Raw genomic sequence first — 12,176 nt, 5'->3', positions numbered from 1 at the left:
CGCTGCGGCGTGCGCATCCACGTGCGCCGCACAGAGAAAAGGGAACCTCTCCCCTCTGATATGCAAGAAAGTCATTATGTGGGGCGCTTTGCCCCATCGCCTTCCGGGGATCTGCATTTCGGTTCGCTGATTGCCGCTCTGGGAAGCTACCTTCAGGCTCGCGCCCAACGCGGGCAGTGGCTGGTTCGCATCGAAGATATCGACCCGCCGCGTGAAGTCCCCGGCGCCGCCGCTCGCATCCTGTCCGCGCTGGAACATTATGGTCTCCACTGGGACGGCCAGGTCATCTATCAATCCCAACGTCACGACGCCTATCGCGCCGCGCTGGATCTGTTGCAGCGCCAGGGGCTCAGCTATTACTGCACCTGCACCCGCAGCCGCATCCAGCACATCGGCGGATTGTACGACGGCCACTGCCGCGATTTGCAGCTCGGCCCACAGGGTGCCGCCATCCGCTTACGCCAAACCGCGCCCGTTTACGGGTTCCACGATCGCCTGCAGGGAGAATTGCACGCCGATCCGGCGCTGGCGGGGGAAGACTTTATCATTCGCCGCCGCGACGGGCTGTTCGCCTACAACCTGGCGGTGGTGATCGACGACCATTTTCAGGGCGTGACCGAGATTGTACGCGGTGCCGATCTGATCGAGCCGACGGTGCGCCAAATCGCCCTCTACCGCCAGCTGCAGGCGCCGGTACCCGCCTATGTGCATCTGCCGCTGGCTCTGGGCGCCAACGGCATCAAGCTGTCGAAGCAAAACCATGCGCCGGCGTTGCCCGCAGGCGATCCGCGGCCGGTGCTGATCGCCGCGCTGAAATTTCTGCGCCAACCGCTGCCGGAAAGCTGGCAAGATCTTGACCTGCCATTATTATTGAGCTGGGCGATCGAACACTGGCGGTTGGAAAACGTGCCGCGTCAGGAGGCTATCCCTCTGGATGAAAACACGCCGGCATTCTCAAAGGAGCCATGGTGAGCTATGATTAGCCGCTATTTTTTGTTAGCTCCATTTTTATCAGTCACTATCGAGGTGTACCATTTTTACCCGAGTAGCCAACTTCTGTCGTAAGGTACTGACCCGCGATGACAAGCTGCCCCGCGACGACGCGGCGGCCGGCGATAAAAACGTAGTCCGCGAAGAGCGTGCCGCGGCGCCAAGCCGCCCTGCGCCGCAGCCGCGCGCCGCCGATAACGGCAGCAACGCCCCTGCCCGACGCTCAACGCCGCGCAAGCGTCCGCCTTTTCCTATCGCCGAGAGCAACGACTCGATGACCGTGATCCCGCGCGAACAGCACTCGATTTCGCGCAAAGACATCAGTGAAAATGCGCTGAAAGTGCTTTATCGCCTGAACAAGTCCGGCTACGAGGCTTATCTGGTCGGCGGCGGGGTGCGCGATCTGTTGCTCGGCAAAAAGCCGAAAGACTTCGACATCACCACCAACGCCACGCCGGAGCAAGTGCGCAAGCTGTTCCGCAACTGCCGCCTGGTCGGCCGCCGTTTCCGCTTGGCGCACGTGATGTTCGGGCCGGAGATCATCGAAGTAGCCACCTTCCGCGGTCACCACGAACAGAATCAGGAATCCGACAAGAATTCCTCCCAGCAGGCGCAAAACGGCATGCTGCTGCGCGACAATATCTTCGGTTCGATCGAGGAAGACGCCCAGCGCCGTGATTTCACCATCAACAGCCTGTACTACGGCGTGGCGGATTTCACCCTGCGCGATTACGTCGGCGGCCTGAACGATCTGAAGCAAGGCGTGATCCGCCTGATCGGCGATCCGGAAACCCGCTACCGCGAAGATCCGGTGCGCATGCTGCGCGCGGTGCGCTTCGCCGCCAAGCTGGACATGCGCATCAGCGAAGAGACCGCCGAGCCGATCCCGCGCCTGGCCTCGCTGCTGCATGAGATCCCGCCGGCGCGCCTGTTCGAAGAATCCCTCAAGCTGCTGCAGGCGGGTTACGGTTTCCAGACCTACCTGAAGCTGTGCGAATACCAGCTGTTCCAACCGCTGTTCCCGCTGATCGCCCGTAACTTCACGCCGAACCACGATACGCCGATGGAGCGCATTCTGGTGCAGGTGCTGAAGAACACCGATCACCGTCTGCAGAACGACATGCGCGTCAACCCGGCGTTCCTGTTCGCCGCCATGCTGTGGTACCCGCTGCTGGAGCACGCGCAGAAGCTGGCGCAGGAAAGCGGCCTGGCCTACTACGACGCCTTCGCGCTGGCGATGAACGACGTGCTCGACGAGCAGTGCCGCTCGCTGGCCATTCCGAAACGCATCACCACGCTGGTGCGCGATATCTGGCAGCTGCAGCTGCGCCTGTCCCGCCGCCAGGGCAAACGCGCGCACAAACTGATGGAGCATCCGAAATTCCGCGCCGCCTATGATTTGCTGGCGCTGCGTGCGGAAGTGGAAGACAATCAGGAAATGTTGCGTCTGGCCGAGTGGTGGGGCGAGTTCCAGGACGCCACGCCGGCGCGGCAGAAAGCCATGCTGAGCACCCTGGGTGACGATCCGGCGCCGCGCCGCGCGCGCCAACGCCGCCCTCGCCGCCGGGCACCGCGTAAAGAAGGGGCATAATGATCCGCGTTTATATCGCGCTGGGCAGCAACCTGGCGCAGCCGCTGCAACAGGTTAACGCCGCGCTGGAGGCGCTGGAGCATCTCCCGCGCACCCGGCTGGTCACCTGTTCTTCGTTTTACCGCACCAAGCCGCTGGGGCCGCAAAACCAGCCAGACTTTCTCAATGCGGTGGTGGCACTGGATACCCTGTTGCCGCCCGAACAGCTGCTCGACCATACCCAGGCGATAGAACGCAATCAGGGGCGCGTGCGCAAGGATGAACGTTGGGGGCCGCGCACGCTCGATCTGGACATCATGCTGTACGGCGACAAGGTGATCCATACCGATCGCCTGACGGTGCCGCATTACGGCCTGAAGGAGCGCGAATTCATGCTCTACCCGCTGGCAGAAATCGCCCCCGATCTGATTTTCCCCGATGGCGAACCGCTCGCCAGCTGCCTCAAGCGCGTGCCGGAAAACGGCATGGCGCTGTGGCACTCGCCAAAACCGAAATCCTGACCCGCCTACAGCGCCAACCGCGCGACAAATCCCCCCGCCGGGCGATTGGCGAAACTGATCTGTAAACCATGCAAGCCGGCAATACGCTGTACGATCGAGAGCCCCAGCCCGCTGCCGGTTTGTTCCTGCCCCGGCGGGCGATAGAAGCGCTCTCCGAGCCGCGCCAGATGCTCCGTGGTGACACCCGGACCGTCGTCCTCCACCGTCAGCGAACGTTCGCTCAACGTCACGGTGACGATGCCGCCCTGCGGGGTATAGCGCACCGCGTTGTCCAGCAGATTGCGCAACAGCAGCGACAGCAGCAAGGTTTCTCCCTGACGCGGCGGCGGCGTTCCCCGATGTTCATAGCGTAGCGTCACGCCCGCCGCATGCGCCTGCCGATCCTGTTCCGCCAGGGTCATCGTCACCAGATCGTTCCAGTCGATCGGCGCCAGTTCGGCCAGATCCGACAGCGAATCCAGCCGCGACAGCGTCAACAGCTGATCCACCAGCCGGGTGGCGCGATCGATGCCGAGCGTCAGATTGTCCAGCGCGTGCTCGCGCATCGGCGCATCGTCCCCCGCCAGCTGCACCACTTCGGTCTGCACCCGCAGCGCCGCCAGCGGGCTGCGCAACTCGTGTGCGGCATCTGAGGTGAAGCGTCGCTCCCGCACCAGCAAAGCGTTGATGCGGGCGAACAGCGCATTGAGCGCATCCACCAGCGGGCGCACCTCGGTCGGCACCTGGCGCGCGTCCAGCGGCGTCGCATCATCGGGCGCGCGCCGGCGCAAACCGGCGGCTACCGTGCGCAATGGCCGCAGCTCGCGCCCGACCATCAGCGCGATCAGCAGCATCAGCACCGGCAGCGTCACCAGCCAGGGCACCAGTTGGCCGGTCACCATGCCCAGCGCCATATCGCGCCGGTAATCCCACTCCTGGCCGACCACGATGCGGTAGCGCCCGTCCGGGCTGGTCAGCCACACCAGGCGCCAGCTGTCGTCATCGCCTTTGCGCTCGCCGTCGGTAAACCCCTCACGCTCCCCGTCAAACAGGAAGTCGGCACCGTTCTCGCCGTCGTTGAGCAGCATCTTGCCCTGGCGATCGAAGATGGCGAACGCCAGCGCGTCGTCGTCCTGCTCGCCGCGCTTGCCGTGATGCACCAGCTTCTTGGTTTTCGGCAGGCTGCGCGCGCTTTCATCGGCCAACAGATCGCCGAGGTTGGCGGTCGCCAGCCGTTTGGCGAACAGCATCTGTTGGGTGTCGAACACTTCGTTGATGGTATTGCGCGACATCACCCAGGCCACCACGCTGGCGGTGCTCCAGGTCAGCAGCGCCAGCAGGCTGAAGATCAGGATCAGACGCAGCCGCAGGCTGAGACGCTTCACGGCGCATCCCCCAGCGTGTAACCCACGCCGTGGATGGTACGGATGAAGCCGTTACCCAGCTTGCGCCGCAGGTGGTGAATATGCACCTCCACCGCGTTACTGCTCACTTCGTCGTCCCAGTTGTACAGTTTCTCCTGAATCAACGGCCGCGCCAGCACGCGCCCTTTGTTGTGCAGAAACAGCTCCAGTACCGCCAATTCGCGCGGCGTCAGCGTCACCGGCTCGCCGTTGCAGCTCACGCTGCGGGTGGCGCTGTCGAACACCACGTTGCCGTGCGTCAGCTGCGGCATCAGTTGGCCGTGGCGACGGCGGATCAGCGCCTGCAGGCGCGCCGCCACTTCGGCCAGCGCGAACGGCTTGCACAGGTAATCGTCGGCACCGCTTTGCAGCCCGCTGACCCGCTGCTCCAGCGCATCGCGGGCGGTGAGGATCAGCACCGGCACGTCCTGCCCGGCCTGGCGCCACTGGCGCAGCAGATCCAGGCCGTCGAGGCCCGGCAGGCTGAGATCGAGGATCACCGCGTCGTACGGCGCGCTGTCCAGCGCATTTTTGCCGACGGCGCCGTCGGTGAACCAGTCCAGATTGAAGCCGAGTTTGGTCAGCCCGGCCTTGATGCCGTCCCCGATCAGTTTGTCATCTTCGATCAACAGAATTCGCATGAGTATCCCTTTTGAGTCTTGGCGCCATTGCACCACAAGGTTCTTAAGAACCGCTTAAGCATGGCGATCCGCGCTACCCACCCCGATCGGGTTACAGTAGAATGACTGCACTTTTTTGCAGCCTGGGCCTGCGTACGCCGCACGGCCCGTTTCAGGAGACGTTGTGATGAAACCCACCACCGTGACCCACTTGCGCCAGTGGAAACAGGAGCAACGCAAGTTTGCTACCCTTACCGCCTACGATGCCAGCTTTGCCAAACTGTTTGAAGAGCAAGGCATCAAAGTCCTGTTGGTGGGCGATTCGCTGGGCATGACGCTGCAGGGCCACGACTCCACGCTGCCGGTCACCGTCGCCGACGTGGCCTATCACACGCGCGCCGTGCGCCGCGGCGCGCCGGCCTGTCTGCTGCTGGCCGATCTGCCGTTCATGAGTTACGCCACCCCGGAACAAACCTTCGCCAACGCCGCCGAGCTGATGCGCGCCGGCGCCAACATGGTGAAACTGGAAGGCGGCAGCTGGTTGTGCGACACGGTGAAAATGCTCGCCGAGCGCGCGGTGCCGGTATGCGGCCACCTGGGCCTGACGCCGCAGTCGGTCAACGTGTTCGGCGGCTATAAGGTACAAGGGCGCGACGAACTGGCCGCCAAACAGCTGCTGCAGGACGCGCAGAATCTGGAGCTGGCCGGCATTCAGCTGCTGGTGCTGGAGTGCGTGCCGACCGAGCTGGCGCGCCAGATCACCGAAGCGCTGTCCATTCCGGTCATCGGCATCGGCGCCGGCAACGGCACCGACGGCCAGATCCTGGTGATGCACGACGCCTTCGGCATCACCGGCGGCCACACGCCGAAGTTCGCCAAGAACTTCCTGGCGCAGAGCGGCGATATCCGCACGGCGGTGCAGCACTACATTCAGGAAGTGGAGCAAGGCCTCTACCCGGCGGCTGAACACTCTTTTAACTAAGCGATGGTTCCAGGAGTCACCCAATGATTATTATCGAAACCCTGCCGATGCTGCGTCAGCAGATCCGCCGCTGGCGCCAGGAAGGCAAACGCATCGCGCTGGTGCCGACCATGGGCAACCTGCACGACGGCCACATGACGCTGGTCGATGAAGCGCGCGCCCGCGCCGACGTGGTGGTGGTGAGCATCTTCGTTAACCCGATGCAGTTCGATCGCCCGGACGATCTGGCGCGCTACCCGCGAACGCTGCAGGAAGACAGCGAAAAGCTGACCCGCCGCGGCGTCGATCTGGTGTTCGCGCCGGCCCCGGCCGCGGTTTATCCGCAGGGCCTGGAGCAGCAGACCTACGTCGACGTTCCGGGCATCTCCACCATCCTGGAAGGCGCCAGCCGGCCGGGCCACTTCCGCGGCGTTTCCACCATCGTCAGCAAGCTGTTCAACCTGGTGCAGCCTGATTTGGCCTGTTTCGGCGAGAAGGATTACCAACAGCTGGCGCTGATCCGCAAAATGGTGGCGGACATGGGTTACGACATCGATATCGTCGGCGTGCCGACCGTGCGCGCCAAAGACGGCCTGGCCCTCAGCTCGCGCAACGGCTACCTGACCGCCGAAGAGCGCAAGGTAGCGCCGCAGCTGAGCAAGATCATGAACGCGCTGGCGCAACAGCTGGCCAATGGCGAGCGCCAGATCGAAGCGCTGCTGGAGCAGACCGCCGAGCAGCTGCGCGCCGCCGGCTTTACGCCGGATGAGCTGTTTATTCGCGACGCCGACAGCCTGCAGCCGCTGACGGTGGACAGCCAGCGGGCGGTGGTGCTGATGGCAGCCTGGCTGGGCAAGGCGCGTCTTATCGACAACCAGCAGGTCGACCTGACGCTGTAAGCCGTTTTTTATACTGTCGTCACCCAGAAGACCTGACCATTGGTAGACAATGGCGGAGCAATCGGTGACGATAGAGATTGCAGGGATGCAGGAGAGATGTTCAACCCCAGCGCCTGTGAAGGCCGATATTCAGTTAGGTAAAGCTATGATACGTACTATGCTGCAAGGCAAGCTGCATCGCGTCAAAGTCACTCAGGCTGACTTGCACTATGAAGGCTCCTGCGCCATCGACCAGGATTTCCTGGAGGCCGCCGGCATTCTGGAATATGAAGCGATCGATATTTACAACGTGGATAACGGCCAGCGCTTCTCCACCTACGCCATCGCCGCCGAGCGCGGTTCGCGCATCATTTCGGTCAACGGCGCCGCCGCGCGCTGCGCCTGCGTCGGCGACAAACTGATCATCTGCTCCTATGTGCAAATGACCGACGCCGACGCCCGCCAACACCACCCGAAAGTCGCCTATTTTGAAGGTGACAACAACCTGCAGCGCAAGGCGAAAGCCGTGCCGGTTCAGGTCGCCTGACAATAAAACGGGCGCCTTGCGCGCCCGTTCTTCCTTATTGCACCACCACCGTGCCCGGCTTGTTGGCTATCCGATCCGCCATGGTCTGGATCGAGTCGGTGCGCAGAATATACAGCCGCTTTAGCGTATAGGGGTTATCCCCCGGCTTTACCTTGCCCTGCACCGTGGTCACCGCCAGATGGAAACCGGCGTCCTGCGCCGCCTGAATCGCCCGTTGGTTATAGCCGCCGAACGGGTAAGACAGATACAGCACGTGCGGATTGAACTGCGACAACGCGCGGCGTGAGCGCTCAAAATCAAACTCGATATTGTGCAGCGAACGGCTCAGCAAAATCGGCTGGCGATTACCGTCGGTGCGGTGCAGGAAATGGGTATGCGACTGCACGTCGAACACGTCCTGAATCTGCTTGAGCTCCGAGACGCTCATAAACTGCAGCGAGTCCGGGTTCCATTTCTGCGGATGGCGCTTGATGCGCGAAGAGATGATGAACGCCGTCGCGCGGAAACCGTAATCCTTCAATACCGGGTAAGCGTAGCGATACACCGATTTCAGCCCGTCGTCGAAGGTCAGCACGACCGCCTTGCCCGGCAGGTTGATCTGATTTTTCAGGTAGGCTTCCAGCTGGTACAGCGAAATGGTGTCGTAGCCCGCCTGCTTCAGGTAGGTCATCTGGTTGCTGAACGCCACGTCTGAAGTGGTGGTCGAGGTGTGGCGAAAGCGTTTGTTCTCTTCGTTTTTCAGCAGGTGGTGGTAAGTCAGCACCGGTATGCCGTTATCGATCTCGCAGTCCAACTCATTAATGAACCCCAGCCGCTCGCCGATGTTGACTTCGTACCAGGTGTTGTTCAGGCGATCCTTCAGCTTGCCGATGATCGGATAGCGCAGGTTGCCTTCCAGCGTGCCCAATACCTCGCTGTCCTTGTCCGCTGCGGTGTATACGTCGATCGTTTTTTGCGTGATCAGATTCTGGTTGGTCAGCGGTTTGTTCAGCTCGCCCAGATCGTCTTGCACCTTGCGCGACTTCTTCAATTCACGCACGTCGTCTTTATCGATAAAGCCGGTACCGTGCCCGAATTTGAATTCGTAGTATTCCGCATCCGCCGGGAAGACTTGGAGCAGTTGCCCGCGCTTCACTTCCCCTACCGGGATCACATGCTCGCCCACCAACGCATAGACTTCGCTATCGCGCTGCGCTTCCATGTATTCAGATTTAACCGCGCTGTCTTCCGACAGCAGACTAGCCAGGCTCACAGGGGAAACCAACGACATCAGAATGCCGAGCAACCCAGCCGTTAACGTGTATTGAGACCGCATGATGATGTTCTGCTTACGAGTGCGTAATGACAAAAGTGGAGGAAATGTGGAGCGCCAGCATAGCACGATTTGAACAGCGGGGAACTAGCGGTTATTTGAGCAATTCTATTGATTTACGCGCCGCCTGCGCCAAATCAAGAAAAACGCCCCCGCCGGGAAAGCGAGGGCGCGATACGATCAGCTGCGCAGGCCGCGGCCGCGCTCGATCAGGTACCAGGACAGCAGGTAAAACACCGCGATAAACGCCACCAACACCGCCATGGTGAACGCCAACGGCACGTCGTTGATGCCGAGGAAACCGTAGCGGAAGCCGCTGATCATATAAACGATGGGGTTCAGCTTGGACACCGCCTGCCAGAATGGCGGCAGCAGCGACAGCGAGTAGAACACCCCGCCCAGGTAAGTCAGCGGCGTCAGCACGAAGGTCGGGATCAGGCTGATGTCGTCGAAAGTGGTGGCGAACACCGCATTGATCAGCCCCGCCAGCGAGAACAGGATCGCCGTCAGCAGCAGCGTCAGCGCAATCACCCACCAGGCGTGCACCTGCAGCGGCACGAAGAACAGTGAGATGATGGTCACCAGCACGCCGACGCAGATGCCGCGCGCCACGCCGCCGCCGACATAGCCGGCGATCACCACGTGGGTCGGCACCGGCGCCACCAGCAGTTCCTCAATGTTGCGCTGAAACTTGGCGCTGAAGAACGACGAGGCGACGTTGGCATAGGAGTTGGTGATGACCGCCATCATGATGAGGCCGGGCACGATGAACTGCATATAGCTGAAGCCGTGCATATCGCCAATGCGCGAGCCGATCAGGTTACCGAAGATGATGAAGTACAGCGTCATGGTGATCACCGGCGGCACCAGGGTCTGGATCCAGATGCGCGCGAACCGGTTTACCTCTTTGGCCCAGATGCTCTGTAAGGCCACCCAATACAAACGCGTCATGCTTTCTCTCCATTGCCGTTAACCAGGGTGACAAACAGCTCTTCCAGGCGGTTCGCCTTATTGCGCATGCTCAGCACCTGTACGCCCTGCGCGCTCAGCTGGGCGAACAGGCCGTTCAGCCCTTGCTCGCGCATCACCTCCACTTCCAGCGTCGAGGTATCCGTCAGGCGGCTGCGGTAACCGTCCAGCTTCGGCAGCGGGCTCTTCGCCGCCAGATCGAGGATGAAGGTTTCCGACTTCAGCTTGGCCAGCAGCCCCTTCATCGAGGTGTTTTCCACCAGTTCTCCGTTCTGGATGATGCCGATGTTGCGGCACAGCATTTCCGCCTCTTCCAGATAGTGGGTGGTGAGGATAATGGTGGTGCCCTGGGCGTTCAGATCTTTCAGGAAGCCCCACATCGCGCGACGCAGCTCAATATCCACCCCGGCGGTCGGCTCATCGAGAATCAGCAGCTTCGGCTGATGCATCAGCGCGCGGGCGATCATCAGGCGGCGCTTCATGCCGCCGGACAGCATGCGGGCGCGCTCGTTGCGCTTGCCCCACAGATCCAGCTGATTGAGGTATTTTTCGGCGCGCGCCATCGCTTCACGCCGCGTGACGCCGTAGTAACCCGCCTGGTTCACCACGATCTGCAACACGGTCTCAAACGGATTGAAGTTGAACTCCTGCGGCACCAGGCCGAGCTGGCGCTTGGCGTTGACGATGTCTTTATCGATGTCGTAACCGAATACCCGTACGCTGCCGGCCGTTTTGTTCACCAGCGAGCTGATGATGCCGATGGTGGTGGACTTTCCGGCGCCGTTTGGCCCCAGCAGGGCATAAAAATCCCCCGCTTCGACGCTCAGGTCGATGCCGCGCAGCGCCTTGACGCCACCGGCGTAAGTCTTGGTCAGCTGCGCTAATTCCAGTGCATAATTCATATGTAAAATAGTACCTTATAACGATGAGTATGCCGCCACTCCCCTGTTTGCGAGGCTTGAAACACTAACGATAATCCTAGCATCGGCGACGTTTTCACTGCGTCGAATCCGTGCGCTAAATGAGGCTGCACCACTGTTCCGATTTCCAAATTGTGACGCTTACCCTATATTACCCCAACGCAATCTGTCCGTTACGGGTCAATCACCTCCATGAAAGAAATCGAAGAGCTTATCGCCAACAACCAGGCCTGGTCGGCCAATATCAGTCAGGAAGACCCGGATTTTTTTGAACGTTTAGCCCAGGCGCAAAAGCCCCGCTTCTTATGGATTGGTTGCTCTGACAGCCGCGTTCCCGCAGAACGCCTGACCGGCCTCGAGCCGGGTGAACTGTTCGTCCATCGCAACGTGGCGAACCTCGTTATCCACACCGATCTTAACTGCCTGTCGGTGGTGCAGTATGCGGTAGATGTGCTGGAAGTCGAACACATCATCATCTGCGGCCACCTGGGCTGCGGCGGCGTGCAGGCGGCGGTGGAAAACCCGGAGCTGGGTTTGATCGACAACTGGCTGCTGCACATTCGCGATCTGTGGTACAAGCACAGCTCGCTGCTGGGCGAGCTGCCGCCGGAACAGCGTTTCGACATGCTGTGCGAGATCAACGTCATTGAACAGGTGTACAACCTGGGCCACTCCACCATCATGCAATCGGCCTGGAAGCGCGGCCAGAAGGTGATGATCCACGGTTGGGTGTACGGCATTCAGGACGGCCGCCTGCGCGATATGGAAGTGCTGGCGACCAGCCGCGAGAGCCTGGAGATGGGCTACCGCAAAGCGATAGCCAAACTGAAGCAGGATAAAGGCGTATAACCCCGCCGCGGGCGCGGCTTGCCGCGCCCCACATCCAATTACTCGTCCAGCAGCACCACTTTGCCGACGTACGGCAGGTGACGATAACGCTGAGCGTAGTCGATGCCATACCCCACCACGAACTCATCCGGGATCGAGAAGCCGACATATTCAACCGGCACCTGCACTTCACGGCGCTCAGGTTTGTCCAGCAAGGTGCAAATCGCCAGCGACTTCGGCCCGCGCAGCGCCAAAATCTCGCGCACTTTGTTCAGCGTGTTACCGGAATCGATGATGTCTTCCACGATCAGCACGTCTTTGCCGCGAATGTCTTCGTCCAGATCCTTGAGGATCTTCACGTCGCGGGTGGTGGACATGCCGCTGCCGTAGCTGGAGGCGGTCATAAAGTCGACTTCGTGCGGCACGTCGATCGCGCGGCAGAGATCCGCCATGAACATGAAGGAGCCGCGCAGCAGCCCGACCAGCACCATGTCGCTGCCGCTGTCGCGGTAATGTTCAGTGATCTGGCGGCCAAGTTCGGCGATACGGGTCTTAACTTCCTGCTCGGAAATCATTACGTCTACAGTGTGTTTCATAGTATTCAGGTCAGTTGCCGGAAGAAAGGTGCGGAGTTTAGCATAGGCCGTTACGAGTTGCCTCTCTCCCGGACAGGGGAGT

13 protein-coding genes are annotated in these 12,176 nt (G+C 61.2%); 7 read left to right on the top strand and 6 right to left on the bottom strand.

Annotation, left to right across the window (positions count from 1 at the left end; all coding sequences use genetic code 11):
- Positions 1-60: 60 nt before the first annotated feature.
- The 3 genes from gluQRS to folK all read left to right on the top strand — a co-directional run bounded on the left by gluQRS (position 61) and on the right by folK (position 3,081).
- Positions 61-972, top strand: coding sequence for a tRNA glutamyl-Q(34) synthetase GluQRS (gene gluQRS, locus ACJ8IJ_RS13420; protein WP_342579441.1), 912 nt, complete (start codon positions 61-63; stop codon positions 970-972).
- Positions 973-1,033: 61 nt separating this feature from the next.
- Entirely contained in the window at positions 1,034-2,581 is a 1,548-nt protein-coding gene (gene pcnB, locus ACJ8IJ_RS13415; protein WP_071591451.1) for a polynucleotide adenylyltransferase PcnB, read from the top strand.
- Complete coding sequence (gene folK, locus ACJ8IJ_RS13410; protein ID WP_004937558.1) at positions 2,581-3,081, top strand: 2-amino-4-hydroxy-6-hydroxymethyldihydropteridine diphosphokinase; 501 nt, start codon at positions 2,581-2,583, stop codon at positions 3,079-3,081. The genes pcnB and folK overlap by 1 nt, the downstream gene beginning before the upstream one ends.
- 5 nt (positions 3,082-3,086) lie before the next feature.
- Here folK and qseC read toward each other — a convergent pair whose 3' ends face one another.
- The gene (gene qseC / locus ACJ8IJ_RS13405; protein WP_442518683.1) at positions 3,087-4,445 is read right to left on the bottom strand and encodes a quorum sensing histidine kinase QseC; all 1,359 of its coding nucleotides are present in this window, start codon (positions 4,443-4,445) and stop codon (positions 3,087-3,089) included.
- Entirely contained in the window at positions 4,442-5,104 is a 663-nt protein-coding gene (gene qseB, locus ACJ8IJ_RS13400; RefSeq protein WP_004937550.1) for a quorum sensing response regulator transcription factor QseB, read from the bottom strand. Before qseB ends, qseC begins: the two co-directional genes overlap by 4 nt.
- Positions 5,105-5,270: 166 nt before the next feature.
- Here qseB and panB point away from each other — a divergent pair, with 166 nt between their 5' ends.
- The 3 genes from panB (at position 5,271) to panD (ending at position 7,469) form a co-directional block, all read left to right on the top strand.
- On the top strand, positions 5,271-6,065 hold the full coding sequence (panB, locus tag ACJ8IJ_RS13395) for a 3-methyl-2-oxobutanoate hydroxymethyltransferase (RefSeq protein ID WP_004937548.1): 795 nt from the start codon (positions 5,271-5,273) through the stop codon (positions 6,063-6,065).
- A 23-nt stretch (positions 6,066-6,088) separates the two neighbouring features.
- Positions 6,089-6,943, top strand: a complete 855-nt coding sequence (panC, locus tag ACJ8IJ_RS13390) for a pantoate--beta-alanine ligase (RefSeq protein ID WP_015379028.1) — start codon at positions 6,089-6,091, stop codon at positions 6,941-6,943.
- A 145-nt stretch (positions 6,944-7,088) separates the two neighbouring features.
- Positions 7,089-7,469, top strand: a complete 381-nt coding sequence (gene panD, locus ACJ8IJ_RS13385; RefSeq protein ID WP_004937544.1) for an aspartate 1-decarboxylase — start codon at positions 7,089-7,091, stop codon at positions 7,467-7,469.
- 34 nt (positions 7,470-7,503) lie between these two features.
- Here the strand turns inward: panD and ACJ8IJ_RS13380 are convergent, their stop codons facing one another.
- From ACJ8IJ_RS13380 to ACJ8IJ_RS13370, 3 genes are all read right to left on the bottom strand, one after another.
- On the bottom strand, positions 7,504-8,784 hold the full coding sequence (locus tag ACJ8IJ_RS13380) for a polysaccharide deacetylase family protein (RefSeq protein ID WP_015379029.1): 1,281 nt from the start codon (positions 8,782-8,784) through the stop codon (positions 7,504-7,506).
- 177 nt (positions 8,785-8,961) lie between these two features.
- Positions 8,962-9,732 carry an ABC transporter permease gene (locus ACJ8IJ_RS13375; protein WP_004937535.1) on the bottom strand — a complete coding sequence of 257 codons (771 nt, stop codon included), beginning with the start codon at positions 9,730-9,732 and terminating at the stop codon, positions 8,962-8,964.
- Positions 9,729-10,652 carry an ABC transporter ATP-binding protein gene (locus ACJ8IJ_RS13370; protein WP_442518684.1) on the bottom strand — a complete coding sequence of 308 codons (924 nt, stop codon included), beginning with the start codon at positions 10,650-10,652 and terminating at the stop codon, positions 9,729-9,731. The genes ACJ8IJ_RS13375 and ACJ8IJ_RS13370 overlap by 4 nt, the downstream gene beginning before the upstream one ends.
- A gap of 210 nt (positions 10,653-10,862) precedes the next feature.
- On the opposite strand from ACJ8IJ_RS13370, the gene can reads away from it, so the two are divergent.
- Positions 10,863-11,519 (top strand): carbonate dehydratase, encoded by a 657-nt coding sequence (can, locus tag ACJ8IJ_RS13365; protein ID WP_015379031.1) that lies wholly within the window; start codon positions 10,863-10,865, stop codon positions 11,517-11,519.
- 38 nt (positions 11,520-11,557) lie between these two features.
- Here the strand turns inward: can and hpt are convergent, their stop codons facing one another.
- A complete protein-coding gene (gene hpt / locus ACJ8IJ_RS13360; RefSeq protein ID WP_048234659.1) occupies positions 11,558-12,094 on the bottom strand; it encodes a hypoxanthine phosphoribosyltransferase in 537 nt (178 codons plus the stop codon).
- Between the last annotated feature and the right edge of the window lie 82 nt (positions 12,095-12,176).

Origin of the sequence: Serratia sp. CY40230, from assembly GCF_052168835.1 — a bacterium.
Taxonomy (GTDB): domain Bacteria; phylum Pseudomonadota; class Gammaproteobacteria; order Enterobacterales; family Enterobacteriaceae; genus Serratia; species Serratia nematodiphila.
The sequence above is the reverse complement of the archived record's forward strand: the minus strand, read 5'-3'. Positions and strand labels throughout refer to the sequence as shown.